Source organism: Streptomyces longispororuber, from assembly GCF_014656095.1.
In the GTDB taxonomy this organism is placed as follows: domain Bacteria; phylum Actinomycetota; class Actinomycetes; order Streptomycetales; family Streptomycetaceae; genus Streptomyces; species Streptomyces longispororuber.
On sequence record NZ_BNBT01000105.1, the window covers coordinates 1 to 24,937 of the forward strand.

Genomic DNA, 24,937 nt, shown 5'->3' on the forward strand with positions numbered 1-24,937 from the left:
GCCGCCGAGGTCGCGCTGGTCCTCACCGACGACGTCCTCGCCGACGAGCGCGCCGCCGAGTGTGAGATCGCCCACGTCCTGGCCGCGCCCGACGCCCGCGCGAGCAGCCGCAAGGACGCCCGCGGGCGGGGCATCGGCGTGGTCGCCTCCCGTGCCCGGGGCCGCGCCGTGGTGAGCGTCACGGGCCTGGGCCGGCCGCCGAAGGGGCGCGCGCATCAACTGTGGGTGACGCGCGCCGGGGGCGCACCCCGGTCGCTCGGGCTGCTGGATGGCGAAACGCCCGTGGTCGCCGGGGGCCTCACCCCCCGCGCCGGCTCACTGAGCGTCACCATCGAACCGGATGGCGGCTCCACGCAGCCCACCACCAGGCCGGTCGTCCAACTCGCCCTGGAATCAGTTGGATTCGGAGAGTGACCGTCAACCTCCTTGAGAGGAAGGTGAATCCCGCCACCGGGATACACGAGTGTGAGGGTGGGGCGATAGGGTTAACCTGCCCTGGGCCGGGTGCCCTCGTACGGGTGGGGAGTGACATGGAACAGATAACAGTGCGCAGCAGGGCGAGGGTCCCTGCGATCACTTGTGGGAGCGGCGCGAGCAGTTCGCGTCTCGACCGTCATCTCTCGGTGCTGGGCGGCCCTGCCGTCCCGCAGCGCGAGGCGGCCGAGGCCACGCTGCTGATGCGCGAGCTCACCTCGCGTGACGCCGCGCACCAGCGGGGCGGCAGGCGGGCCCAGGTGGGCCGCGTCTCGCTGTTCGCACCGCTGCGCCGACTGCGTCGTACGCTGTTCGGCGGCGGTCACTGACCTCGGGCGCGGTCGCCTCCGGCACGCCCTGGGGCGTCCGCGCCTCTTTCTTCCCCCGCCGCCGCACCCGGCACGCGGCGGGCGAGCGACGACTCCCCGGTACCTGAACGGCCCGCGCCCGACGCGGGCCGTGGACGTTGCGCCACCGCGGCCGTGAGCGTCCGGCCGCCACGGCCGCGGGCGCCGGTCACAGCAGGGCGAACTGCCCCTCGGGCCCTTCCTCGTGATGGTCGAGGACGGAAGCCGGACGACGGGCCGACGCCGGTACGGGCAGCACGCCCGCCGCACGCAGCTCCCCCGCGGTCAGCAGGGGCTCGGCGTCCAGCGAGAGCGGCGGCACCTCCGCGAGCAGCGCCAGGACGGTGATCAGCTCCAGGAGCTGCGAGGTCCACGCCTGCGGCCAGGCGGCCGGCCCGATGGCCTCCAGGGTGCCCGGCTCCGCCGCGGCGGTCCGGCGCGCGAACCACAGCTCGACCACCCGCACCCCGCCGACTTGGAAGTCCCACGCCCCGGCGGGCACCGGCGCGATGACGCCGCCCGTGCCGACGTGCAGGGTCTCGTCCTCGGCGTCGTAGGTGAGGCCGGTGGGCCACGACGGCAGCGGCGCCCGGACGTACGGCCGCCGCCCGCCGGGCAGCTTCGGCCGCTCCCCGGAACCTCCCCGCAGGTGCAGCCGGAGCACCCGCCGGCCGAGCTCGAGGCCGCGCGCCCACGCCCCGGCCGTGGCCGCCAGCGGGACGACGCACCCCGAGGGCGTGGACCGCGCCGCGACGAGCACCCAGGCCAGAAAATCCTCCGGGGCGACGTCCGCCCCGTACCGCCGCGTGAGGTGGGCGAGCAGGCCCGGCGCGACGTTCGGTTCGACCGCGCCCGGGCGCCGGTAGAGCGGCCGGATCCGGCCGGGCCGCCCGGCGGGGGAGCGGCCGTCGGGCAGGACGGCGGAGGCCAGCACCGCGGGACCGGCCCCGGCGTCGGCGACGTGGCCCTGCTCGGTGAGGAAGAGCTGGCCCTCGCCGGCCACCCGCCACAGCTCGGGGCGGGCCACGTCGAGGAGGCGGTGGTCGGGTATCAGCCACTGCTCGTCGAAGGGGCCGTGCCCCACCCGGACGGGTTCCGGGCACGGTCCGTGTTCCCGCGCGAGCCGGCCCGTGCCGCCGCCGCACCCGGGGAGCTGCGCCACCGGGGTGGTCAGGGTGCGGGCCCGCGTGGGCTGGAACAGCGCCTCGCGCTCGGCGGGGCCGGCGCGCACGAAGGCGGCCCAACGGGCCTTGAGGGACGCGGCGTCGGGCCCCATCGGCCAGGCGCGGCCGGGTCTGAGCGGCGCGACGGACCACGGCATGAGATCGGCGAGCGGCGGCGCGTCGTCGTACGTCACGCCCGGCATCGTACGACGGCGCGGCGAGCGGCCGAGGAGCCGTTGCCGGGAGCCGGGGCCCCGAGGGGCGGCCCCGGCGGGGCCCGACGGGGCACGGCGGCCGGGTTCAGGTGGCGTCGAGCGTCACCGTGAAGGAGAACCGGTCGCCGCGGTACAGGATGCGGGCCACGTCCAGCGCCCGCCCCTCGGCGTCGTACGTGATGCCCGTGTAGTGCAGGATCGGACTGAGCAGCGGCACTTCGAGCAGCCGTGCCGTCTCCGGGTCGGCGAGGCGCGCCTCGACCGTGTCGGTGATGCGCGAGATGGCCACGCCCACCACGTCGCGCAGGACCTTCGTCATCGGCCAGCGCTCCAGGTCGGCGGGGTCGATGCGGGGGGCGAGGTCGGGGCGCACGTGGTTGCGGGCGTGGTTGGTCGGCTCCCCGGTCGTGGCGTCGCTGCGCAGCCGGTGGTACGTGGCCACCTCGGTGAGGTCGGGGAAGAACTCGGCGAGGTCGGCGGGGACCGGCTCGCGGCCGTGGGACAGCAGCTTGGTGTCCATGCCGGACTGCTGCGCCACGATCGCGTCGACCGAGCCGAGCAGGCGGACCGGCGAGCCGCGCCGGGCGTGCGGCTCGATGAACGTGCCGCGCCGCCGGTGCCTGCTGATCAGGCCCTCGTCCTCCAGCTCCTTGAGGGCCTGGCGCATGGTGAGCACGCTGACGCCGTAGTGCCCCGCCAACTGCTCCTCGGTGGGCAGGCGCAGCGGGGCGTCCGGGGTGCGCCCGAGTATCGAGGCGCGCAACGACTGCGACACCTGATACCAGAGCGGCAGCTTCCGGTTCAGCACGATCGAGTCCGGGGCGAACGCGGTCACAGGGAACTCCGTACTTCCGTCACGATGTGGCCGGCGGCCGGAAGTGGGGGTACTACGGCCGGAAATGACGCTCCAGACCCTGCCACACGTCGTCGTACGACCGCTGCAGGTGGTCGGCCTCCGCCGCCTGCGCGGTGGCGGTGACGGGCCAGCGGGTCTCGAACATGAACGCGAGGCCGTCGTCGATCTTCTGCGGCTTCAGCTCGGCGGCGCTGGCCTTCTCGAAGGTCTCCCGGTCGGGGCCGTGCGCGGACATCATGTTGTGCAGCGAGCCGCCGCCGGGCACGAAGCCGCCCTTCCCGGCGGCCTTGGCGTCGTACGCGCCCTCGATCAGGCCCATGTACTCGCTCATCACGTTCCGGTGGAAGTACGGCGGCCGGAAGGTGTCCTCGCCGACCAGCCAGCGGGGCGCGAACACGACGAAGTCCACGCCCGCCAGGCCCGGGGTGTCCGACGGCGAGGTGAGCACGGTGAAGATCGACGGGTCCGGGTGGTCGTAGGAGATCGAGCCGATGACGTTGAAGCGGCGCAGGTCGTAGACGTACGGCACGTGGTTGCCGTGCCAGGCGACGACGTCGAGCGGCGAGTGGTCGTACGTCGCCGACCACAGGTTGCCGCAGAACTTGTTCACGACCTCGACGGGGCCCTCGACGTCCTCGTACGCGGCCACCGGCGCCTGGAAGTCGCGGGCGTTGGCCAGGCCGTTGGCGCCGATCGGGCCGAGGTCGGGGAGCTGGAAGGCCGCGCCGTAGTTCTCGCACACGTAGCCGCGGGCGCTGTCGTCGAGCAGTTCGACGCGGAAGCGGACGCCCCGCGGGACCAGCGCGACGTGGCCGGGCTCGGCGTGCAGCAGGCCCAGCTCCGTGCGCAGCAGCAGGCCGCCGCGCTCGGGCACGATCAGCAGCTCGCCGTCGGCGTCGCTGAACACCCGCTCCATGGAGGCGTTCGCGTGGTACAGGTGCACCGCCATGCCCGTGCGCTGCGTGGCGTCGCCGTTGCCGCCGAGAGTCCACAGGCCCGCGAGCCAGTCGGTGCCGGGCGCCGGCTCCGGCAGCGGGTCCCACCGCAGCCGGTTGGGGTCGGGCACGGTCTCGGTGAACGGGGCCGTGCGCAGGGCGCCGTTGCCGGTCCGGGCGAACGGCGGGTGCGCCGCCGAGGGGCGGATGCGGTACAGCCACGAGCGCCGGTTGTGCGCGCGGGGCTCGGTGAACGCGGTGCCGCTGAGCTGCTCCGCGTACAGCCCGAGGGGGGCGCGCTGCGGCGCGTTGCGGCCCTGCGGCAGGGCGCCGGGGACCGCCTCGGAGCTGTGCTCGTTGCCGAACCCCGTCAGGTAGCCGAGCGCTTCGGCGGTCTTGCGCGCGTCGTTCCTGGAGTGCTCCCCACTCATGACAGCTCCCTCGACTCCCCGGCCCACGCCGGCACCCTCGCCAATGATTCCTATGGGACACCGTAGGATTCGGGATTTCCGAGCGCAAGGGGAAACGGTGAAATGCGAACGGCCCTTCGGGGTTCGCGGGGGGTCGGGGGCACCCGCCGGGGGTGGCGCGGGCCCCGCAGGGCCTTGCGGGGGGGGGGATGGCCCCTGGCGTCATGCATACCGGTCGGTATGCTAGGGCGTGCCGCACGCCACGTATCCGTGATCCGCGTACCCGTGGTGCGCGAGCCGCGTACCCGCGGCACCGAGAAGCCCGCTTCCTGCCCCGCTCACCGAGAACCCTGCGTCGCCCCGCGTCTCCGAGAACCCGCGCAGCCCCGTCGCACACCGCGTCCCGCGTCCCGCGCGCCGAGCGCGCGCCGCCCGCCGCCCCGGGAGGGCCCATGACCCGCACCGCCCCGCGCATCTGCCCGTTCTGCGAAGCCACCTGCGGGCTCACGCTCACCGTCGAGGGGGCGCGCGTGACCGGCGCGCGCGGCGACGCGGACGACGTCTTCAGCAAGGGCTTCCTCTGCCCCAAGGGCGCCGCCTTCGGCGCGGCCGACGCCGACCCGGACCGGCTCGCCCGACCCCTCGTCCGCCGCGGCGGACGCCTGGTGGAGGCGGGCTGGGACGAGGCGTTCGACGCCGTCGCGGCCGGGCTGCGCCCGGTCGTCGACCGGTACGGGCCCGGCGCTGTCGGCGTCGTCCTCGGCAACCCGAACGTGCACACCATGGCGGGCGCCCTGTACCCGCCCGTGCTGCTCGGCGGCCTCGGCACCCGCAGCCTGTTCACCGCGAGCACCGTCGACCAGATGCCCAAGCACGTCTCCAGCGGCCTGCTCTTCGGCGACGCGCTGGCCGTCCCCGTGCCGGACCTGGACCGCACCGACCACCTGCTGATGCTCGGCGCCAACCCCCTGGACTCCAACGGCAGCCTGTGCACCGCCCCCGACTTCCCCGGCCGGCTCAAGGCGCTGCGCGCCCGGGGCGGGACGCTCACCGTCGTCGACCCGCGCCGCACCCGCACCGCGCGCCTCGCCGACCGGCACCTGGCGATCCGGCCCGGCACGGACGCGCTGCTGCTCGCCGCGCTGGTCCAGGTCCTCTTCGCCGAAGGCCGCGTCGACCCCGGCCGCCTCGCCGGCCACGTCACCGGCGTGGCCGACGTGGGCGCGGCGCTGCGGGACGTCACCCCGGAGGCCGTGGCCGACGCCTGTGACGTGCCCGCGGCGACGATCCGGACGCTCGCCCGCGAGCTGGCCGACGCGCCCACCGCCGCCGTCTACGGCCGCGTCGGCGCCAGCACCGTCTCGCTGGGCACGCTGACCTGCTGGCTCGTCGACGTACTGAACGTCCTCACCGGCAACCTCGACCGGCCCGGCGGCGCCATGTTCCCGCTCTCCGCCACCGGCAGGGCCCCGCGCCCCGCAGGGCCCGGCCGCGGCTTCGCGCTCGGCCGCTGGCGCAGCCGGGTGGGCGGCCACCCCGAGGCCAAGGGGGAGCTGCCCCTGGCCGCGCTCGCCGAGGAGATCGACACCCCGCCCCGGGTGCCGGACAGCGGCCTGGGCGACAGCCCGATCCGCGCCCTGGTCGTCGTGGCCGCCAACCCGGTGCTCTCCGCGCCCGACGGCGACCGCCTCGACAAGGCCCTGGCCTCCCTGGACTTCATGGTGAGCGTCGACCCGTACCTGAACGAGACCTCACGCCACGCGCACGTCGTGCTCCCGCCGCCCCCGCCCGCCCAGAGCCCCCACTACGACTTCGCCTTCAACGCCCTGGCCGTGCGCAACCAGGTCCGCTACACCCGCGCCGCCGTCCCCCTCCAGGACGGCCGGATGGCCGAGACGGAGATCCTCGCCCGGCTCGTGCTCGCCGCCACCGGCGCGCACGGCGCCGACCCCGCCACGGTGGACGCCCTGGTCGTCGACAGCACCCTCGGCAAGGCCGTCGCCGACCCGGGCGCCCGCGTGCACGGCCGCGACCCCCGGGAGCTCGCCGCGCTCCTGACCGGGGAGAGCGGCCCCGAGCGGCGCCTGGACATGATGCTGCGCCTCGGCCCCTACGGCGACGGCTTCGGCGCCGACCCGGACGGGCTGACCCTCGCCCGCCTCCTGGAGCACCCGCACGGCATCGACCTCGGCCCGCTGGCGCCGCGCGTACCGGAGGTGCTCAAGACCCGCAGCGGCCGGATCGAGCTGTTCCCGGAGCCGATCGCCGCCGATCTGCCGCGCCTCGCCCGCGCGCTGGACGCGGCCCCGGCCGCCCTCGTCCTCGTCGGCCGCCGCCATCTGCGCTCCAACAACAGTTGGATGCACAACGTCCGGCCGCTCACCGGCGGCACCAACCGCTGCACCCTGCACGTCCACCCCGAGGACGCGGACCGCCTCGGCCTCGCCGACGGGGCGGCGGCGCGCGTGACGGCCGCCGGGGGCGGGCTCGCGGTGGCCGTGGAGGTGACGGACACGGTGCGCCCGGGCGTGGTGAGCCTGCCGCACGGCTGGGGCCACGACCGCCCCGGCACCCGGCTCGGCGTCGCGGGCGAGGATCCCGGGGCCAACGTCAACCAGCTCCTCGACGGCAGCCTCCTCGATCCGCTCTCCGGCACGGCGGTGCTCAACGGCTTCCCCGTGACCGTCGCGCCCCTCGCGGCGGCGCCCGCCGCGACGCCGTCCTAGCCGTACCGCGTTGACCTGGAGTTCTGCGCTTATTGCTCACGCGTCAACACCTTGTTAACGCGGGAAAGCGGGTCCTACCGTCGTCCGGACCGCCAGACCTGGTGGCAGTTCGATGGTGAACGATAGGTAGCCCCCATGCTGACAATCCTCGGATTCGTCATGATCGCCACCTTCCTGGTGCTGATCATGATGAAGAAGATGTCGCCCATCGCGGCGCTGGTGCTGATCCCCGCGTTCTTCTGCGTCCTCGTGGGCAAGGCCGCCCACCTCGGCGACTACGTCATCGAAGGCGTCGGCAACCTCGCGCCCACGGCGGCGATGCTCATGTTCGCCATCGTGTACTTCGGCGTCATGATCGACGTCGGCCTCTTCGACCCGGTCGTCCGCTCCATCCTGCGGTTCTGCAAGGCGGACCCGATGCGCGTCGTCGTCGGCACCGCCGTGCTCGCCGCGATCGTCTCGCTGGACGGCGACGGCTCCACCACCTTCATGATCACGGTGTCGGCGATGTACCCGCTGTACAAGCGCCTCAAGATGAGCCTCGTCGTGATGACGGGCGTCGCGGCCACCGCCAACGGCGTGATGAACACCCTGCCCTGGGGCGGCCCCACGGCCCGCGCGGCCACCGCGCTCAAGGTCGACGCCTCCGACATCTTCGTGCCGATGATCCCGGCGCTCGCGGTCGGCCTCGTCGCCGTGTTCGTCCTCGCGTACGTCCTCGGCCTGCGCGAGCGCAGGCGGCTCGGAGTGCTCTCGCTCGACGAGGTCCTGGAGCGCGGGACGGCCGCGGACGAGCCGGTGCTCGCCGGCGCGGGCGGCCAGGGCGCCCGCGCGGGACGGGTCAGCTTCGTCAAGGGCGGCGGTACGGCGGGCGCCGGGCGCGCGGCGGGCGCCGGGGGCGCGGAGGTCTCGTCCGGCTCCGGCGCGAAGGCCTCGCCCGGGTCCGGCGCGAAGCTCTCGTCCGGCTCCGGCGCGGAGGCGACGACCGGCTCCGACGCCGACTCCGGCTCCGGCTCCGGCTCCGGCTCGGGAGCCGACGCCGTGGACGACGACGGCTTCCAGGGCCTCGACCCCCACCGGCCCACCCTGCGCCCCAAGCTCTACTGGTTCAACGCGGGCCTCACCGTCCTGCTGCTCACCGCCATGATCATGGAGTGGCTGCCGATCCCGGTCCTGTTCCTGCTCGGCGCGGCCCTGGCGCTCACCGTCAACTTCCCGCACATGCCCGACCAGAAGGCCCGGATCGCCGCCCACTCCGAGAACGTCCTCAACGTCACCGGCATGGTCTTCGCCGCCGCCGTCTTCACCGGCGTCCTCACCGGCACCGGCATGGTCGACCACATGGCCGACTGGCTCGTGAACGCCATCCCGGACGGCATGGGGGGCCAGATGGGCCTGGTCACCGGCCTCCTTTCGATCCCCCTCACGTACTTCATGTCCAACGACGGCTTCTACTTCGGCGTCCTGCCCGTGCTCGCCGAGGCGGGCAACGCCCACGGCGTCTCCACCATCGAGATCGCCCGCGCCTCCATCGCCGGACAGGCCCTGCACATGTCGAGCCCGCTGGTGCCCGCCGTGTACGTCCTGGTGGGCATGGCGAAGGTCGAGTTCGGCGACCACACGCGGTTCACCGTGAAGTGGGCGGTCCTCACCTCGCTGGTGGTCCTGGGGGCCGGGATCCTCTTCGGCGTCATCTGATGCGGATACGTCGTCCCCGCGGAGCCGGGGGGACGGGAGTGCCGCGCCCCGGCGGGACAGGGGCGCGGCACTCCGGTGGGGCAGGGGCGCGGCACTCCGGCGGGACGGGCGCCGGGGCCGTGGGCGCGGCGGAGGCCCCGCCTTCCGACGGGCCCCCGGCGCGGCGGCCCGGGCTTCCCGCGGGCAGGGGGTGGCTGCTGCGGCTGGTGATCGCCTTCGGCTGCGCGCAGGGCGCCGTGTCCATGGCGCGGCCCGCCGTCTCGTACCGGGCCCTGTCGCTGGGCGCCGACGAACGCGCCGTCGGCGTGATCGCGGGCGTGTACGCGCTGCTTCCGCTCTTCGCCGCCGTGCCGCTCGGGCGCCGTACCGACCACGGGCGGTGCGCGCCGCTGCTGCCCCTCGGCGTCGTCCTCATCGCGGGCGGCTGCGCGCTCAGCGGCACCGCCGGGTCGCTCGGCGCGCTCGCCGCGTTCAGCGGGCTGATGGGCCTGGGCCATCTGTGCTTCGTCATCGGCGCCCAGTCCATCGTCGCCCGCCAGTCGGCACCCGCCGAACAGGACCGCGACTTCGGCCACTTCACCATCGGCGCCTCCCTCGGCCAGCTCGTCGGCCCGCTCGCGGCCGGGGCCCTGATCGGCGGCGACACCGGCGCCACCAGCGCCCTGGCCCTGGTGGTCTCGGCGGGGGTCGCGGCGGCGGCGTTCACGTCGCTGTGGCGGATCGAGCACCAGCGGTCCGCGGGCACGTCGGGCGCATCGGCCCCAGCGGGCGAGGCGGGCAGGGCGAGCAAGGCTGCCGAGGCGGGCGAGGTCGAAGCCGCTGAGGGCGGCAAGGCGGCCAAGGCGCCCATGTCCCGCATCCTGCGCGCCCGCGGCGTACCCGCGGGGATCTTCATCAGCCTGGCCGTGCTGTCCGCGACCGACGTCCTGACCGCCTACCTCCCGGTCGTCGGCGAACACCGGGGCGTCGCGCCCGCCGCCGTCGGCGTGCTGCTCAGCCTGCGCGCGGGCGCGACGATCGCCTGCCGCCTGGTGATGGACCCGCTGATCAGGCTCGTCGGGCGGCGGACCCTCGTCGTCGGCACCTGCCTGCTGGCCGGGGTGCTGTGCGCCGGGCTCGCGCTGCCGCTGCCGGTGTGGGCGCTCGGCGTGACGCTGACGCTGCTCGGGTTCTGCCTGGGCGTCGGCCAGCCCCTGTCCATGACGACGGTGGTCCGGGCGGCGCCCGCCGGGGCCCGCTCCACGGCGCTCGCCCTGCGCCTCACCGGCAACCGGCTGGGCCAGGTCGTGGCTCCGGCCGCGGCGGGCCTGGTCACCGGGGTGGCGGGGGTGGGGGCACCGTTCCTGACCCTGGGCGTGCTGCTGGTGGGGGCGGCGGGTGCGGCCGTCCGCGCGGGCTGACCGCGCGCCCACCCTGGCGGGACGTTAACTATCGGCGCTAGTTTAGGCGCCATGAAGCCCCACAACGCCATGTACATCGCGGGGCAGTGGACCCCCGCCGCCACCCCGGACACGCTCCCGGTGGTGAACCCGGCCGACGAGCAGGTCATCGCCCACGTCCCGGCGGGCACCGCCGCCGACGTGGACGCGGCGGTGCGTGCCGCCCGCGCGGCCCTGCGCGGCTGGGCGGCGACGCCGCAGGCGGACCGGGCCGCGCGGATCGCCGCCGTCCGCGACGGCCTGGCCGCCCGGAAGGACGAGATCGCCGGCACGGTCGCCGCCGAGCTGGGCGCCCCGCTGCCGTTCGCGGAGGCCGTGCACGCGGGCCTGCCGATCGCGGTGGCGGGCTCGTACGCGGAGCTTGCGGCCGCGTACCCCTTCGAGGAGAAGGTCGGCAACTCCACGGTGTACGCCGAGCCCGTGGGGGTCGTCGGCGCGATCACCCCCTGGAACTACCCCCTCCACCAGATCGTCGCCAAGGTCGCGCCCGCCCTCGCCGCGGGTTGCGCCGTCGTGCTGAAGCCCGCCGAGGACACGCCGCTCACGGCCCAGCTCTTCGCCGAGGTCGTGCACGAGGCGGGCGTGCCCGCCGGGGTGTTCAACCTCGTCACCGGCCGCGGCCCGGTCGCGGGCCAGGCGCTCGCCGAGCACGACGGCGTGGACCTGGTCTCCTTCACGGGCTCCACGGCCGTCGGCAGGAAGATCGGCGCCATCGCGGGCGCCGCCGTCAAGCGCGTCGCCCTGGAACTGGGCGGCAAGTCCGCCAACGTCATCCTGGAGAGCGCCGACCTCGCCAGGGCCGTGCACGTCGGCGTCGCCAACGTCATGGCCAACTCCGGCCAGACGTGCAGCGCCTGGACCCGCATGCTCGTCCACACGTCGCGGTACGACGAGGCGGTCGACCTCGCCGCCCGCGCCGCGGCCAAGTACGGCGACCGCATCGGCCCGGTGGTCAGCGCCCGCCAGCGGGACCGCGTGCGCGGCTACATCCTCCAGGGCATCGAGGAGGGCGCGCGCCTGGTGGCGGGCGGCCCCGAGGCCCCGGGCGAGCGCGGCTACTACGTGAGCCCCACCGTCTTCGCCGACGTCACCCCGGACATGACCATCGCCCAGGAGGAGATCTTCGGCCCGGTCCTCACCCTGCTGCGCTACGAGGACGAGGACGAGGCCGAGACCATCGCCAACGGCACCGCGTACGGCCTCGCGGGCGCGGTGTGGGCGGGCGACGACGGGGAGGCGGAGGCCTTCGCACGCCGCCTCGACACCGGCCAGGTCGACATCAACGGCGGCGCCTTCAATCCGCTCGCCCCCTTCGGCGGCTACAAGCAGTCGGGCGTCGGCCGTGAACTGGGCCGGCACGGCCTCGCGGAGTACCTCCAGACGAAGTCCCTCCAGTTCTGACCCCCGACCGAAAACCAGGCACCCCTCGCACGCCCCCGCCCACCTGTGTCCCCTTCCGCCCTCACCCAGGAGGAACAGCCATCGTGGTCCGCGCCGCCGTCCTGCCCGCCGTCGGCTCTCCGCTGGAGATCACCGAGATCGAGCTGCCCGACCCCGGCCCCGGCCAGGTGCGGGTGCGCCTGGCCGCCGCCGGGGTGTGCCACTCCGACCTGTCCCTGACGAACGGCACGATGCGGGTCCCGGTCCCGGCGGTGCTCGGGCACGAGGGCGCGGGCACCGTGACGGCCGTGGGCGAGGGCGTCTCCCGGGTCGCGCCCGGCGACGGCGTCGTCCTCAACTGGGCCCCGTCCTGCGGCCGCTGCCACGCCTGCGGCCTCGGCGAGGTCTGGCTGTGCGAGGCCGCGCTCACGGGCGCGGGCGCCGTGTACGCCCGCCGTGCCGACGGCACCGGCCTGCACCCCGGCCTGAACGTGGCCGCCTTCGCCGAGGAGACGGTGGTGGCGGCCGACTGCGTCCTGCCCGCCCCGGACGGGGTCCCGCTCACCGACGCCGCGCTCCTCGGCTGCGCCGTCCTCACGGGCTACGGCGCGGTGCACCACGCGGCGCGCGTCCGCGAGGGCGAGACGGTCGCCGTCTTCGGGGCCGGCGGCGTCGGCCTCGCCGCGCTCCAGGCGGCGCGGATCGCGGGGGCGGCGCAGGTGGTCGCGGTCGACGTGTCCCCCGACAAGGAGCACCTGGCCAGGGCGGCCGGGGCCACGGACTACGTCGTCGCGTCCGCCACCACCGCCCGGGACGTCCGGGCCCGCACCGGCGGCCACGGCGTCGACGTGGCCGTGGAGTGCGTGGGCCGCGCGGTGACCATCCGTACGGCCTGGGAGTCCACCCGCCGCGGCGGCCGTACGACGGTCGTCGGCATCGGCGGCAAGGACCAGCAGGTCACCTTCAACGCCCTGGAGATCTTCCACTGGGGCCGCACCCTCGCGGGCTGCGTGTACGGCAACACGCACCCGGAGCGGGACGTCCCCGTGCTCGCCGAGCACGTCCGGGCCGGGCGGCTCGACCTCGGCCTCCTGGTCACCGACCGGATCGGCCTGGAGGGCATCCCGGGCGCGTTCGCGAACATGGAGGCGGGCAAGGGCGGCAGGGCCCTGGTGGTGTTCTGACGCAGGCGTTCCGACGGCCCGGGGCCCCGGCCCGGCCCCGGTCAGCCGGTGTGCAGGGCGACCCGCTCGTACTGGAGGGCCAGGCCGTCGAGCAGCGCCCGCAGCCCGGTCTCGAAGGCGCGCTCGTCCACCCGCTGCTGGTGCTCCGCGAGGAGGTGGGCCTGGCCGAGGTGCGGGTAGTCGGCGGGGTCGTACGCCGTCTCGTCGTCGACGAAGCCGCCCGCGAAGGACCCGAGCGCCGAGCCCATGATGAAGTACCGCATCAGCGCGCCGATCGACGTGGCCTGCGCCGGGGGCCAGCCCGCGTCGACCATGGCGCCGAACACGGCGTCCGCGAGCCGGAGTCCGGCCGGGCGGCGGCCGGGGCCGCTTGCCAGGACGGGGACGATGTTCGGGTGCCGGGTCAGCGCCGCCCGGTAGGAGACGGCCCAGTCGTGCAGCGCCGTGCGCCAGTCCCGGCCGTCCTCGAACATCGACAGGTCGACCTGCGCGCTGACCGAGTCCGCGACCGCCTCCAGGATCTGGTCCTTGGTCGCGAAGTGGTTGTAGAGGGAGGGCCCGCTGACGCCGAGCTCGGCGGCGAGGCGGCGGGTGGAGACCGCGGCGAGCCCCTCGGCGTCCACGAGGGAGCGCGCCGCGTCCACGATGCGGTCGCGGCTGAGGAGGGGCTTGCGCGGTCGGGCCATGCGGCACATAGTAGGGCTGCCCACATAAACTAGCAGTGCTAATTAAAAACTGCTGACCACACTCCGTACGCGGGGAGGCTTCGATGAACCTGGAGCTCAGCGAGGAGCAGGACGCCGTCCGGCGCCTCGCCAAGGACTTCGTGGCGCGCGAGGTGACCCCGTACGCGGCCGCCTGGGACCGCGCCGAGAGCGTCGACAGGGCCGTCGTCCGCAAGCTCGGCGACCTCGGTTTCCTCGGCCTGACCATCGACGAGGAGTACGGCGGCAGCGGCGGCGACCACCTCGCGTACTGCCTGGTCACCGAGGAGCTCGGCCGGGGCGACTCGTCCGTGCGCGGGATCGTCTCCGTCTCGCTCGGGCTCGTGGCGAAGTCCGTCGCCGCCTGGGGCACCGAGGAGCAGAAGCGGCGCTGGCTGCCCGGGCTCACCTCCGGCGCCCTCCTGGGCTGCTTCGGGCTCACCGAACCCGGCACGGGCTCCGACGCGGCCCACCTCACCACCATGGCCGTCCTCGGCACCGACGGCACGTACACCGTCAACGGCACCAAGATGTTCATCACGAACGGCACCTGGGCCGACGTCGTGCTGCTGTTCGCGCGCACCAACGACGCCCCGGGGCACAAGGGCGTCTCCGCCTTCCTGGTGCCGGCGGACGCGCCCGGCCTGACCCGCCGCGCCGTGCACGGCAAGCTCGGCCTGCGCGGCCAGGCCACGGCCGAACTCGTCCTGGAGGACGTACGGGTGCCCGCCGACGCCCTGCTGGGACCCGAGGGCAAGGGGTTCTCGGTGGCCATGGCGGCCCTCGCCAAGGGGCGGATGTCGGTGGCCGCGGGGTGCGTGGGGATCGCCCAGGCGGCCCTCGACGCGGCGGTGGCGTACGCGACCGAGCGCGAGCAGTTCGGCAGGAGCATCGCCCATCACCAGCTCGTCCAGGAGCTGCTCAGCGACATCGCCGTCGACGTGGACGCGGCCCGGCTGCTCACCTGGCGGGTCGCCGACCTCGTCGACCGCGGCCTGCCGTTCGCCACCGAGTCGTCCAAGGCCAAGCTGTTCGCGTCGGAGGCCGCGGTGCGCGCCGCGAACCACGCCCTCCAGGTCTTCGGCGGCTACGGCTACATCGACGAGTACCCCGTCGGCAAGCTCCTGCGCGACGCCCGCGTCATGACCCTCTACGAGGGCACCAGCCAGATCCAGAAGCTCGTGATCGGCCGGGCCCTGACGGGCGTCTCGGCCTTCTGACCGGGGGCGCCGCCCCGCTCGCGCCCCCGGCCACTTGCCTAAGCGCTTGCTCACCCGCAGGGTAGGGTGTCTGTCCCGGACGGTGGAAGGAGCGCGCATGGGTGCGGCGAAGGAGACCCTCGGCGAGGAACAGCCGTGGGCCGAGGTCAGTCCCGACGCGGCGAGGCGGCTGCTGATCGCCGCGGTCGAGGCCTTCGCCGAGCGCGGCTACCACGCCACCACGACCCGCGACATCGCCGGCCGCGCGGGCATGAGCCCCGCCGCGCTCTACATCCACTACAAGACCAAGGAGGAGCTCCTCCATCGCATCAGCAGGCTCGGCCACGAGAAGGCCCTCGCCGTCCTGCGCACCGCCGCCGACGGTGGGGGCACCGCGGCCGAGCGGCTCGCGGACGCCGTGCGCTCCTTCGTCCGCTGGCACGCCGGCCACCACATGACCGCACGGGTCGTACAGTACGAACTCGACGCCCTCGGCCCCGAGCACCGTACCGAGATCGTGGCCCTGCGCCGGAAGTCCGACGCCGCGGTGCGCGAGATCATCAACGACGGCGTCCGCGCGGGCGAGTTCGACGTCCCCGACGTCCCCGGCACCACCCTGGCCGTGCTCTCCCTGTGCATCGACGTGGCCCGCTGGTTCAACACGGCGGGCCACCGCACACCGGACGAGGTGGGCGCGCTGTACGCGGACCTCGTGCTGCGGATGGTGGGGGCGGAGCCGGGTGTTGCCGGGGCCGGGGCTGGGGCTGGGGTCGCGGGGTAGGGCTCGGGGTGGTGCCGGGGCCGGTGGAGTGGTGGCGCGGCTCGGGGTGGTCCCGGGGCTCGGGGTGGTGCCGGGGGTCAGAAGTAGTAGCGGGACACCGATTCCGCGACGCAGGCGGGCTTGTCGGCGCCCTCGCGTTCCACCGTCACCGCCGTCGTGACCTGCACGCCGTCGTCCTTCGTCGGCTCCACCGCCGTCAGGACGGCGGTCGCGCGCAGCCGCGAGCCGACGGGCACGGGGGAGGGGAAGCGCACCTTGTTCGTCCCGTAGTTGAGCCCCATCCGCATGCCCTCGACGCGCATCACCTGCGGCACGAAGACCGGCAGCAGCGACAGCGTCAGATAGCCGTGCGCGATGGTCGCCCCGAAGGGCCCGGCGGCCGCCCGCTCCGGATCGACGTGGATCCACTGGTGGTCACCGGTGGCCTCCGCGAACAGGTCGATCCGCTTCTGGTCGACCTCCAGCCAGTCGCTGTACCCCAACTGCTCCCCGACCGCGGCGCGCAGGTCGTCGGCTGACGTGAAGATCCTCGGCTCTGTCATGGGGGCCTCCTGTACGGGCGGGCGGTCGGGACGGCTGTACGCGGACGTTCTGGCCGGACGCGGACGTCCTGATCGGACGCGGACGTCCTGACTGGACTAAGCGCTTGCTCAGCATGCTGGGTGCGGTGGCGGGTGTCAACGAGGGGGTGAGTAGGCTCGGAGGGGTGCCCCAGATCCCAGAGAAGATCCACGAGCTCTCCGTCGGCCAACTGGCCGCGCGCAGCGGCGCGGCCGTCTCCGCGCTGCACTTCTACGAGACCAAGGGGCTCATCAGCAGCCGCCGCACCTCGGGCAACCAGCGTCGCTACAGCCGGGACACGCTGCGCCGCGTCGCCTTCATCCGGGCGGCGCAGCGGGTCGGCATCCCCCTCGCCACGATCCGCGACGCGCTCGCGGAGCTGCCGGAGGGGCGGACGCCGACGCGGACGGACTGGGCGCGGCTCTCGGAGACCTGGCGGGCCGAACTCGACCAGCGCATCCAGCAGTTGGGGCGGTTGCGGGATCACCTCACGGACTGCATCGGGTGCGGGTGCCTGTCGCTGGAGACCTGTGTCCTCACCAACCCCGACGACGTCTTCGGCGACCGCATCGTAGGCTCCCGCCTGCTCGGGGAGCGCCGTCCTCCGCGCTGAGCCTGGCCTCGAGGCCTTGGCGGCACCCCGAGGCGCGGCCCCGCCCGCAAGGCGAAGCTCTCCTCCCACCCACCCGCGCTTCCGTTCTGCAGCCCGGGCTCTTCCTGTGGCCGCGCCCACGCGCGCCTGCGGCACGGCCCTGCCCGCCTGGCGGATCTCTTCTCCCACCCGCCCGCCCTTCTGGTCTGCAGCCCGGGCTCTTCCTGCGGCCGCACCCACGCACACCTGCCGCACGGCCTCGCCCGCCTGGCGGATCTCTTCTCCCGCCCGCCCCCACCGACACAGGGGCCGACGCACCTGCGAGCCGTCACGTGTGAGACCGATGCCGCACCTGGCCGTTGAGGCGTTACGCGGACACCGGACGTGCCTCTGCCAGGCCGGGGCTGTCATCGCGGGAGGTTCAAGCGGGCGGTGGCAGACGGCCGTTGAGCCAAGGGGCCGCCTCTTCGTCGGAAGGTAGCAGCGGGAGGCGGCAGCAGCCCGCAGCCGACCGGGCGAGAGTCGGCCCGGTGCGCTGGGGTGGTGTGCGGTGGTTCCCTCGCGCAGTGGCGGCAGGCGTGCGCCGGACTGCGATCTGCGAGACCAGGGTTGAGGTCAGCCCGATCCTGAGGCAGTACGGGCGGGAGGGTGTGAGGTCCGCCCCGGTAGCAGCGGTAACTGATCGCTGGAGCCTCCGCTAGCTGTAGCGATCACGAGCGTCGTCAATTCCGGTCAGGCTTGATCATGGCGAAGACCTCCGGTGTGGTGAAGCTGTCCAGGACTGTGCCGCACGGAGATCCTCGTGTCCGACGTTGATACCCGGCTGACCGCTCGGTAGGCGGCTGCTGATCGAGCGTGTCCGTACCGACCGCCCCGTCGCGCAGGACGCTGCCGAGACGGGCATCTCACGGCCCATGGCCCACGGCCCATAGGTGGCTGCGCCGCTAGCGAGCGCAGGGTTGGACGGGCCTGCACGACCGTTCCGGCCGACCCCACAAGCCCCCCACCGCACTGCCGCGGAAGTGGAGGCCCAGGCCTGCGGCCTACGCCAGGAGCACAAGCTCGGGCCGGTCGACACGGGCCGCAGCCTGCTTCGCCGTTTGTGGCCTCGATCTCATCGAAGGGGCCCCGACGGCAACGCCTGACCTGTCGAAAGGGTCGCGCCTGGCGGCGAGCACCACCGCACCCTGCCCGACGCACGGGCCAACGTACGGCCCTGACACCAACACCAACGAACGCACCGCCGCCCTGACGGCCCCCCTGCACACCTGCAACACCATCGCTCGCTGCCACACCGCACGTGACGACCACCCACCGATCAGCCGCGAGCCGCTGGGTGTAGTCGGGGCGGGTGTGCCGCGTAACGGCGGCACAGAACGACGGCAGGAAAGCCGCTAGGCCGGGGCGCGGCCTGCCCGCTGGGTGGTGCGGGTGGGTGGGTGGCTCCGCCGCGGTAGCGGCGGGGGGCGGGCGGCGGAGCTGCGAGCCGCTAGGTCGGGGCCGGGCGGGTTTGTTGGGTGGTGCGGGTGGGTGGGTGGGAGGTCTCGCCGCGGTAGCGGCGGGACGCGTGCAGCGGAGCTGCGAGCCGCTAGGTCGGGGCCGGGCGGGTTTGTTGGGTGGTGCGGGTGGGCGGGTGGGAGGTCTCGCCGCGGTAGCGGCGGGACGCGTGCAGCGGAGCTGTGAGCCGCTAGGTCGGGGCCGGTCCCGGCCGCTGGGGCGGTACGGGTGGGCGGGTGGGAAGCCCCGCAGCGGCGGAGCCCCCCATCCGGCGCGGCGCGGGGAGCGCGGGGCCAACAGGCGGCGCGAGGAGGCACAGCGCGCGTACTGCCGCCCACCTGACGGTAGGCAGCAAGGGGTTTCTGTCGGCCGGACCTGCCAAGGAGGTCACATGAAGGTGCTCGGTCGTGTGTGCGTGACACTCGTCGCGACGAGTCTGTTCAGTCTGTGCGGTGCCGGGATGGCGGCCGCGAGCCCGCTCGCCTCCGCGGCATCCGGCATCGGCAGCGGCATCGGCGCTGCCGCCGCCGGCATCGGCGGAGGGATCGGCTCGGCTGCCGGGGGAGTGGGCAGCGGCGTCGGTTCCGCCGCCGGTGGCGCCGGCGGGAGTCTGCCGTCCCTCGGCCTCTGAGGGCCACTCTCGTGCGGGCCGCCGCCGAGGACCTGTCGGACACGCCTGGTCGCGCGTCGGCGACGGCCCGCGCCTGCCCGCTCCGGGGCCAACAGCCCCGGCGGTTCTCCTCCGCGGCGCGGCCGCCGCCCGCTGACGCACCGCCCGACGCCTCCGCCAGGTGGAAGGCGGCAGGGCGGGGCGCGTCGCCGGGCGGCAGCCGGAGCCCGCGCACGGTGACCGGGGCACGGGCTCCCTCACCCGCCGCCCGGCCCGGCCGGGCACCGCGCCTGCTCACCAGGTGCTTCCGCGCCCCCGAGGAGCCATATGCGCACGCTGCCCGCCGCGTCGGCCCGCCTGCCCGCCCTCACCGGCCTGCGGTTCGTCGCCGCGCTGTGCGTGTTCGTGTGCCACGCCGCGCTCGTGACCACGCCGGACGGCGGCTCGGCGCCCATGGTCCTCTTCCTCCTGGGACCGGCCGGGGTCTCGCTCTTCTTCGTACTCAGCGGTTTCGTCCTGGCGTACTCGGCGCGCAGCACGGACACGGCCAAGGCCTTCTGGCGGCGCCGGATCGTGAAGATCTACCCCAGCCACCTGGTCGTGTGGGCGGGCTGCGTGCTGCTCTTCCGGGCGGCGGGCATGCCGCGGATCAGCAACGGCCTGCCCTACGTCACCCCGGGCCTGCCCGGGGACCTGACCAACGCCCTGCTGCTCAACACCCTCGTCCCGGTGCCGGAGTACCACACCGGCGGCAACGACGTGACCTGGTCCCTCACCTGCGAACTGCTCTTCTACCTGCTGTTTCCGCTGCTGTACCCACGCGTCGCGAGGGTGCGCCCGCAGCGTTTGCCCGCCGTCGCGGCGGGTGCCGTGGCCGTGGCCTGGACCATCCCCCTGATCGCCCTGGGCCTGGGCGGGCGGCCCCTGCCGTACGGCTTCCTGGACGGCCCCGTCACCGACGTCCAACTGGGCCTCGCCTACACCTTTCCGCCGTCCCGGCTGCCGGAGTTCGTCCTGGGCATGGTCCTCGCCCGGATGCACAGGCACGGCTACGCGGCCCGCGTCGGTCTCCTGCCGTCCGTGGCGCTGGCGGCCGCGTGCCTGCTGACCGGCATCGCGGTACTGCCCCGACCCTTCCTCTTCGCCGCGGCCCCCCTGGCCCCCGTGGCCCTGATCGTCTGGGCCGTGGCCACCTCGGAGGCCCGGGGCACCCTGCCGTGGCTGCGCACCCCGGCGGCCGTGTTCCTGGGCGAGGCGTCGTACGCCTTCTACCTCGTGCACAGACCCGCCCTGGCGGCCGTCGGGCACTACGGCGACCGGGGCGCGGCGGTCACCGTCTGCGGCGGTCTCCTGCTGGCCCTGGCCGCCTCCTGGCTGCTGTACGCCCTGGTCGAGAAGCCCTGCTGCGCGCGCTTCGCGGGCGGCAAGTCCCGGGCCCGCGCCCGCCCGGACACGGACAGCGGCGGAATGCCGGTGCCCTGAACTGCTCCCTGCGCGGCGTGTGCCGTCGACCGACGAACCGGGGACGGCGCTACGACCACCTCCCCCTCCACCTCCACACGGCACGGCGAGGTGCGCGGCTGCCCGGGCCGGCACCACCACCCAGGTGCGGCACTTGGCCGGGGCGGTACGACTTCACCGGCACGCTGCCGCACGCACCGGACACAGGACCAGACAATGCCTTCAGCACACGCGGGTCACACCGCACACACCAACCACACCACGCACACCAACCACACCGCACACCCCCACCACACCGCAGGAACACCCCCCGGCGCATGGCCGCTGGCCGGGCACGCCGCCGCCCTCGCCCGAGCCCCCCTCGACGTCCTCGCCTCCCTGCCGGAGTACGGGGACCTGGTCGAGCTCCGGATCATGGGGAGGCGGCTGTACTTCCCCTGCCACCCCGACCTGGTGTGGCAGGTCCTCACCGACGACCGCACCTTCGACCGGACCGGCCCCGTGTGGACGACGACCCGCCGCCTGCTGGGGAACGGCCTGGCGCTGCGCTGCCGTCAGGACCACCGCGGCTCCCGGCGGGCCGTCCAGCCGAGCTTCCACCCCACCCTGCTCCGGCACCAGGCCACGCTCGTGCAGGAGGAGATCGCCGCCACCACGGCAGGGTGGCGGGACCACCAGCACGTCGACCTGTACTCCGCGCTGGTCGGCACGGCCGTACGGACCATCACGCGCGCCCTGTTCTCCTCCCGCGTCCCGCGCGAGGCGGTCGAGGACCTCCAGCGCCATGCCCTGGCGGCCATCGACACCAGGCTGTGGCGGCTCGCGGCCCCAGGACCCCTGCACGGCCTGGGGTTGTCACGGTTGCGCCGCTTCACCGACAAGATCAGTGACCTGCGCCGTACGGGCGACGCCACAGCGGACGACGGCATCGTCGCGCGACTGGAGCAGGCCATGCCCGCCGCGTCCGACAGGGACATCGCCGAGGAAGTGGTGTCGCTGTACCTGGGGGCCACCGACACCTCGGCCCTCGCCGTCTGCTGGGCACTCCACCTCCTCACCCGGCACCCCGCCGAGGCCCACCGCCTGCACCGCGAACTCGACGGGACGCTGCGAGGGCGCGGCGCCCGGTACGGAGACCTGCCCGGCCTCCCCCGCACCGGACAGGTCATCGCGGAGGCCCTGCGCCTGTACCCGCCGGCGTGGTTCGTGCTCCGCTGCACCACGCGACCGGTCGAGCTGGCCGGGAAACACCTGCCCACCGGCAGCACCGTCGTGGTCTGCCCCGCGGCCGTCCACCGCAACCCGGCACTGTACGAGGACCCGGCCGCGTTCGTCCCCGACCGCTGGCTCCCCGACCGCGCGGCCCCGCGGCGCGGCGCGTACGTGCCCTTCGGGGCGGGAGCGCGCAAATGCGTCGCGGAGCACTTCGGCACGGCCCAGGCCGTCCTGACCCTGGCCACCCTCGTACACCTGTGGGACCCCCGGGCCACCGCCCGCACCGACGGCCGCCCCGCGCACTTCGCCGCCATGCTCAAACCCCGCCGCTTCGTCCTGGAGGTCCACGCCCGGCCCCGCGAGCACCGTTCAGGCGTAGCGCACGGGCAGGTGACGGAGCCCGCGGAGCCACGACGGTCGTGAGTGCCAGACGAGGCCGGCCGGGTCGGTGTCCAGGGCGATGCGGGGGCAGCGTTCGAAGACGGACCTGAGGGCGATGGACGTCTCCGCGCGGGCGAGGGGGCCCCCGAGGCAGTGGTGCACACCATGGCTGAGCCCGAGGTGCCCCCGGGCGTCGCGCCGGATGTCGAACCGGTCCGGTTCGGGGAAGCGCCGGGGGTCGCGGGACGCCGCGGCGAGGACGACGACCACCGGCTGCCCGGCGGGGACGGTGGTGCCCGCGACGTCCACGGGCTCCGTCGTGTAGCGCAGGGGCGCGTGCATCACCGGGCCGTCGTACCGCATGAGTTCCTCGACCGCGCCGTCGAGCAGGTCCCAGTCGGCGCGCAGCGCGTCGAGCTGATCGGGGTGGCGCAGCAGGGCCAGGACACCGTTGCCGATGAGATGGAGGGTGGTCTCGTGCCCGGCGAAGAACAGGAGGAAGGCCATGCTGAGCAGTTCCTCCGCCGAGAGCCGGTCGCCCTCGTCGGCCGTCGTGCAGGCCAGGGCGCTGAGCACGTCGTCGCCCGAGCCCTCCCGGCGCTTGGCGGCGACGAGCCCGGTGAGGTACTCCGCTGTGGCCCCGGCCGCGGCCGCCCGCGCTTCCGCGTCGGCCGGACAGGCGCACTCCGCCGCCCAGCCGTGGAAGGTCTCGCGGTCGGCGTCCGGAATGCCGAGCAGCTCGCAGATGACCGTCGTCGCCAGGGGCAGGGCGAGACTCGCGATGAGGTCGGTCCGGCCGAGCGGCAGGGCCTTGTCCAGCAGGTCGTCGGTGATGGCCTGGATGCGCGGCCGCAGCGCTCGGACGCGGCGGGCGGTGAAGTCCGTGGCGACGAGCTTGCGCAGACGGGTGTGCTCGGGCGGGTCCATCTGGTGCATGGCCTGGAGGAAGACGCCGACCCCGTCGCCCCCGGGTGCACCGTGGGACGGGTCGCTGCTCAGACGCGGATCGGCCAGGGCGGCGCGGGCCTCCTCGTACCCCACGACCGCCCAGACCTCACCGTAGTCGGCGATGGTGACCCGGTGTACCGGGCCCTGTTCCCGCAGGAGCCGGTAGGCCGCGTACGGATTGCCGGCGAAGTCGGTCGCCGGTGTCAGTGATTCGATGCTCGGTGCGGGCATGAGCGCCAATTCCCTCTTTCGTGGACGTGTATCCGGCGGCGCGGTCGCTGGGACGACAAAACCAGGGATCACAGTAGGGGCGATCCCGGCTGCTGAGCGGTGTGGCGCGTCAGGCGCGGCCGCCGATTCCGGATATCCGCCCGGAACGGGAACGACGGCGGATGACGAGCGTGCGGGAATTGGGCATCCAGCGCAATCGCCCGGCACCCGATCCGGTGAGCCCCGCGCGAGTCCCGCAGCGCGTCCGGCAGGCGATCTGAACACTGCATGCACAGTCCGAACACTGCGCGGTCCGAACAGTCCGAACACTGCGCGGTCCGAACAGCCCGAACACTGCGCGGTCCGAACAGTCCGAACACTGCGCGGTCCGAACAGCCCGAACACTGCGCGGTCCGAACAGCCCGAACACTGCGCGGTCCGAACAGCCCGAACGCTGCACGATCCGAACAGCCCGGACACTGCGCGGTCCGAACGCCGCATCCACAGACATAACACCGTCCCGCCGCGATCCCGTCCTATGGATACCGGTGTCCCCGAGGAGGAAAATGCCACCGCCGTCGGCCGCCTGCCAGCGGCTGCCCTCTCTCGCCGGGCTGAGATGGTTCGCATCGCTGGCCGTGTTCGTCTGCCACGTCGCGGTGTACGACGCTGTTGTCCGCGGCGGCATGCCGAGCACGCAGCTCTTTCTCGTGGGTACGACCAGCGTCTCGTTCTTCTTCGTTCTCAGCGGATTCGTCCTGACGTACGCGCGACGGAATACGGATACGGCCCGGTTGTTCTGGCGCCGTCGCCTCGCCCGGGTCTACCCGAACCACCTGGTTGTCTGGTCGATCGTCATGCTGCTCTTCTGGGGCCTCGGTGTCCCGCGGGCCGACATGGAGCCGGGGTCGAGCGTGTCGGCATTCGGTGACATGGCCAACGCCTTACTGGTGAACACCCTCGTCCCGGTGCGCGAATTCGCCGCCGCCGGTAACTCGGTCGCCTGGTCGCTCACCTGTGACCTTCTCTTCTATCTGTTGTTTCCCGTGCTCTTTCCACTGGTCGCGCGCATTCCCGGACAATGGCTCGTTGCCGCGGCTTTCGGTACGGTGGCCGTCGTGTGGCTGGTGCCGCTGTTGATCACGCTGAACATGGGCTCCGGGCCTCCGGGGAGCCGTTTCGCGGCGGTCGGTATGTCCGAGCTGCAGTTCGCCCTCCTGTACATGTTCCCGTTCAGCCGGCTGCCGGAATTCGTGCTGGGCATGATCCTCGCGAGAATGCACACGGCCGGGGCGGTCCCTGGTGTCCACGTCGTGTCCGCGCTCTGCCTGCTGGGCGCGACCCTGTTCGTCGGGCCCGTGCTGTTGCCCATGCTCTTCATGCTCACGGCCGCGACGGTGGTCCCGGTCGCCCTGCTGATCCTCGCCGCGGCGGCAACGGACGCACGCGGCGCGACGTCGTGGCTCCGGACACCGACGATGGTGTACCTCGGGGACCTTTCGTACGGCTTCTACCTGATCCACCTTCCGGTGATCCTCGGCGTCCTGCACTACTCCGGCGGCACCTGGGAGCCGGCGTGGACCGCCTCGGTCTCCCTCGCCATGGCGTTCCCCGCCGCGGTACTGCTGTACGCCCTCGTCGAACGCCCTTGCATGCGCCGGTTCTCCGCCAGGAGGACGAAGGCGGCCACCGGCGCCCCACTTGCGGTGGGGGAAGAGGCCTGAGCGGCCGGGACGCGGTCCGAGCCGGCCGCCGCGACCGCGCCCTTCCCTGGCTGCGGCCGGGCACGGACACGAATGGCCTTTCCCGCGGTGCCCGTGGCCCCGATCTGCTGTGGGGTGGTCGCGCGAGAGTTGCTCGGGCGTACCAGGTACGTGCTCACCGGTGCGCGGCCGGTGCGCGGCCGGTACTCGGCCATCTGCCACAGCTCCCGCTCACGTGAGAGTTCGAG

General features: G+C 74.0%; 20 protein-coding genes and 1 pseudogene. 15 read left to right on the forward strand and 6 right to left on the reverse strand.

Annotation, left to right across the window (positions count from 1 at the left end; all coding sequences use genetic code 11):
• Both IE330_RS26515 and IE330_RS26520 read left to right on the forward strand, forming a co-directional pair.
• Positions 1–414: anti-sigma factor (locus tag IE330_RS26515; RefSeq protein ID WP_190138645.1), on the forward strand; the 414-nt coding region annotated here is incomplete at its 5' end.
• Between the two features lie 116 nt (positions 415–530).
• Positions 531–803, forward strand: a complete 273-nt coding sequence (locus IE330_RS26520) for a hypothetical protein (RefSeq protein ID WP_190138646.1) — start codon at positions 531–533, stop codon at positions 801–803.
• A 187-nt stretch (positions 804–990) separates the two neighbouring features.
• Here the strand turns inward: IE330_RS26520 and IE330_RS26525 are convergent, their stop codons facing one another.
• The 3 genes from IE330_RS26525 to hmgA form a co-directional block, all read right to left on the reverse strand.
• Positions 991–2,187, reverse strand: a complete 1,197-nt coding sequence (locus tag IE330_RS26525) for a type ISP restriction/modification enzyme (protein WP_190138647.1) — start codon at positions 2,185–2,187, stop codon at positions 991–993.
• Positions 2,188–2,284: 97 nt separating this feature from the next.
• Positions 2,285–3,034 carry a GntR family transcriptional regulator gene (locus IE330_RS26530; protein ID WP_190138648.1) on the reverse strand — a complete coding sequence of 250 codons (750 nt, stop codon included), beginning with the start codon at positions 3,032–3,034 and terminating at the stop codon, positions 2,285–2,287.
• A 52-nt stretch (positions 3,035–3,086) separates the two neighbouring features.
• Positions 3,087–4,421, reverse strand: coding sequence for a homogentisate 1,2-dioxygenase (hmgA, locus tag IE330_RS26535; RefSeq protein WP_190138649.1), 1,335 nt, complete (start codon positions 4,419–4,421; stop codon positions 3,087–3,089).
• A 431-nt stretch (positions 4,422–4,852) separates the two neighbouring features.
• On the opposite strand from hmgA, the gene IE330_RS26540 reads away from it, so the two are divergent.
• The 5 genes from IE330_RS26540 to IE330_RS26560 all read left to right on the forward strand — a co-directional run bounded on the left by IE330_RS26540 (position 4,853) and on the right by IE330_RS26560 (position 12,827).
• Complete coding sequence (locus IE330_RS26540; protein WP_190138650.1) at positions 4,853–7,126, forward strand: molybdopterin-dependent oxidoreductase; 2,274 nt, start codon at positions 4,853–4,855, stop codon at positions 7,124–7,126.
• Positions 7,127–7,261: 135 nt separating this feature from the next.
• On the forward strand, positions 7,262–8,824 hold the full coding sequence (locus IE330_RS26545) for a CitMHS family transporter (RefSeq protein WP_190138651.1): 1,563 nt from the start codon (positions 7,262–7,264) through the stop codon (positions 8,822–8,824).
• Positions 8,825–9,066: 242 nt separating this feature from the next.
• Positions 9,067–10,224 carry an MFS transporter gene (locus tag IE330_RS26550; protein ID WP_229925947.1) on the forward strand — a complete coding sequence of 386 codons (1,158 nt, stop codon included), beginning with the start codon at positions 9,067–9,069 and terminating at the stop codon, positions 10,222–10,224.
• Positions 10,225–10,275: 51 nt separating this feature from the next.
• Complete coding sequence (locus tag IE330_RS26555) at positions 10,276–11,664, forward strand: aldehyde dehydrogenase family protein (RefSeq protein ID WP_190138653.1); 1,389 nt, start codon at positions 10,276–10,278, stop codon at positions 11,662–11,664.
• 80 nt (positions 11,665–11,744) lie between these two features.
• On the forward strand, positions 11,745–12,827 hold the full coding sequence (locus tag IE330_RS26560) for a Zn-dependent alcohol dehydrogenase (RefSeq protein ID WP_229925948.1): 1,083 nt from the start codon (positions 11,745–11,747) through the stop codon (positions 12,825–12,827).
• A 41-nt stretch (positions 12,828–12,868) separates the two neighbouring features.
• Here IE330_RS26560 and IE330_RS26565 read toward each other — a convergent pair whose 3' ends face one another.
• Positions 12,869–13,513, reverse strand: a complete 645-nt coding sequence (locus tag IE330_RS26565) for a TetR/AcrR family transcriptional regulator (protein WP_190138655.1) — start codon at positions 13,511–13,513, stop codon at positions 12,869–12,871.
• Positions 13,514–13,596: 83 nt separating this feature from the next.
• Here IE330_RS26565 and IE330_RS26570 point away from each other — a divergent pair, with 83 nt between their 5' ends.
• Both IE330_RS26570 and IE330_RS26575 read left to right on the forward strand, forming a co-directional pair.
• Positions 13,597–14,751: an acyl-CoA dehydrogenase family protein gene (locus IE330_RS26570; RefSeq protein ID WP_190138656.1), complete on the forward strand. Its 1,155-nt coding sequence runs from the start codon at positions 13,597–13,599 to the stop codon at positions 14,749–14,751.
• A gap of 97 nt (positions 14,752–14,848) precedes the next feature.
• Positions 14,849–15,511 carry a TetR/AcrR family transcriptional regulator gene (locus tag IE330_RS26575; RefSeq protein ID WP_190138657.1) on the forward strand — a complete coding sequence of 221 codons (663 nt, stop codon included), beginning with the start codon at positions 14,849–14,851 and terminating at the stop codon, positions 15,509–15,511.
• A 77-nt stretch (positions 15,512–15,588) separates the two neighbouring features.
• Here IE330_RS26575 and IE330_RS26580 read toward each other — a convergent pair whose 3' ends face one another.
• Positions 15,589–16,053: a MaoC family dehydratase gene (locus IE330_RS26580; protein ID WP_190138658.1), complete on the reverse strand. Its 465-nt coding sequence runs from the start codon at positions 16,051–16,053 to the stop codon at positions 15,589–15,591.
• Positions 16,054–16,217: 164 nt separating this feature from the next.
• Here IE330_RS26580 and soxR point away from each other — a divergent pair, with 164 nt between their 5' ends.
• The 5 genes and pseudogenes from soxR (at position 16,218) to IE330_RS26600 (ending at position 21,870) form a co-directional block, all read left to right on the forward strand.
• Positions 16,218–16,685, forward strand: coding sequence for a redox-sensitive transcriptional activator SoxR (soxR, locus tag IE330_RS26585; RefSeq protein ID WP_190138659.1), 468 nt, complete (start codon positions 16,218–16,220; stop codon positions 16,683–16,685).
• Positions 16,686–17,506: 821 nt separating this feature from the next.
• Positions 17,507–17,746: pseudogene (locus IE330_RS39250) on the forward strand (leucine zipper domain-containing protein); the annotation flags it as partial.
• Positions 17,747–18,552: 806 nt separating this feature from the next.
• The gene (locus IE330_RS26590; protein ID WP_190138660.1) at positions 18,553–18,792 is read left to right on the forward strand and encodes a hypothetical protein; all 240 of its coding nucleotides are present in this window, start codon (positions 18,553–18,555) and stop codon (positions 18,790–18,792) included.
• 306 nt (positions 18,793–19,098) lie between these two features.
• Positions 19,099–20,253: an acyltransferase family protein gene (locus IE330_RS26595; protein ID WP_190138661.1), complete on the forward strand. Its 1,155-nt coding sequence runs from the start codon at positions 19,099–19,101 to the stop codon at positions 20,251–20,253.
• 195 nt (positions 20,254–20,448) lie between these two features.
• Entirely contained in the window at positions 20,449–21,870 is a 1,422-nt protein-coding gene (locus IE330_RS26600) for a cytochrome P450 (RefSeq protein ID WP_190138662.1), read from the forward strand.
• Here IE330_RS26600 and IE330_RS26605 read toward each other — a convergent pair.
• Positions 21,817–23,007, reverse strand: a complete 1,191-nt coding sequence (locus IE330_RS26605; protein ID WP_190138663.1) for a cytochrome P450 family protein — start codon at positions 23,005–23,007, stop codon at positions 21,817–21,819. The genes IE330_RS26600 and IE330_RS26605 overlap by 54 nt on opposite strands.
• 545 nt (positions 23,008–23,552) lie before the next feature.
• Between IE330_RS26605 and IE330_RS26610 the strand changes: the two genes are divergently transcribed.
• Entirely contained in the window at positions 23,553–24,710 is a 1,158-nt protein-coding gene (locus IE330_RS26610; RefSeq protein WP_190138664.1) for an acyltransferase family protein, read from the forward strand.
• The last annotated feature ends 227 nt before the right edge of the window (positions 24,711–24,937 follow it).

Coding starts and splice junctions, on each gene's coding strand:
- IE330_RS26520 (WP_190138646.1), top strand. CDS start 531: ATGGAACAGATAACAGTGCGCAGCAGGGCGAGGGTCCCTGCGATCACT.
- IE330_RS26525 (WP_190138647.1), bottom strand. CDS start 2,187: ATGCCGGGCGTGACGTACGACGACGCGCCGCCGCTCGCCGATCTCATG.
- hmgA (WP_190138649.1), bottom strand. CDS start 4,421: ATGAGTGGGGAGCACTCCAGGAACGACGCGCGCAAGACCGCCGAAGCG.
- IE330_RS26540 (WP_190138650.1), top strand. CDS start 4,853: ATGACCCGCACCGCCCCGCGCATCTGCCCGTTCTGCGAAGCCACCTGC.
- IE330_RS26545 (WP_190138651.1), top strand. CDS start 7,262: ATGCTGACAATCCTCGGATTCGTCATGATCGCCACCTTCCTGGTGCTG.
- IE330_RS26550 (WP_229925947.1), top strand. CDS start 9,067: ATGGCGCGGCCCGCCGTCTCGTACCGGGCCCTGTCGCTGGGCGCCGAC.
- IE330_RS26555 (WP_190138653.1), top strand. CDS start 10,276: ATGAAGCCCCACAACGCCATGTACATCGCGGGGCAGTGGACCCCCGCC.
- IE330_RS26565 (WP_190138655.1), bottom strand. CDS start 13,513: ATGGCCCGACCGCGCAAGCCCCTCCTCAGCCGCGACCGCATCGTGGAC.
- IE330_RS26570 (WP_190138656.1), top strand. CDS start 13,597: ATGAACCTGGAGCTCAGCGAGGAGCAGGACGCCGTCCGGCGCCTCGCC.
- IE330_RS26575 (WP_190138657.1), top strand. CDS start 14,849: ATGGGTGCGGCGAAGGAGACCCTCGGCGAGGAACAGCCGTGGGCCGAG.
- IE330_RS26580 (WP_190138658.1), bottom strand. CDS start 16,053: ATGACAGAGCCGAGGATCTTCACGTCAGCCGACGACCTGCGCGCCGCG.
- IE330_RS26590 (WP_190138660.1), top strand. CDS start 18,553: ATGAAGGTGCTCGGTCGTGTGTGCGTGACACTCGTCGCGACGAGTCTG.
- IE330_RS26595 (WP_190138661.1), top strand. CDS start 19,099: ATGCGCACGCTGCCCGCCGCGTCGGCCCGCCTGCCCGCCCTCACCGGC.
- IE330_RS26600 (WP_190138662.1), top strand. CDS start 20,449: ATGCCTTCAGCACACGCGGGTCACACCGCACACACCAACCACACCACG.
- IE330_RS26605 (WP_190138663.1), bottom strand. CDS start 23,007: ATGCCCGCACCGAGCATCGAATCACTGACACCGGCGACCGACTTCGCC.
- IE330_RS26610 (WP_190138664.1), top strand. CDS start 23,553: ATGCCACCGCCGTCGGCCGCCTGCCAGCGGCTGCCCTCTCTCGCCGGG.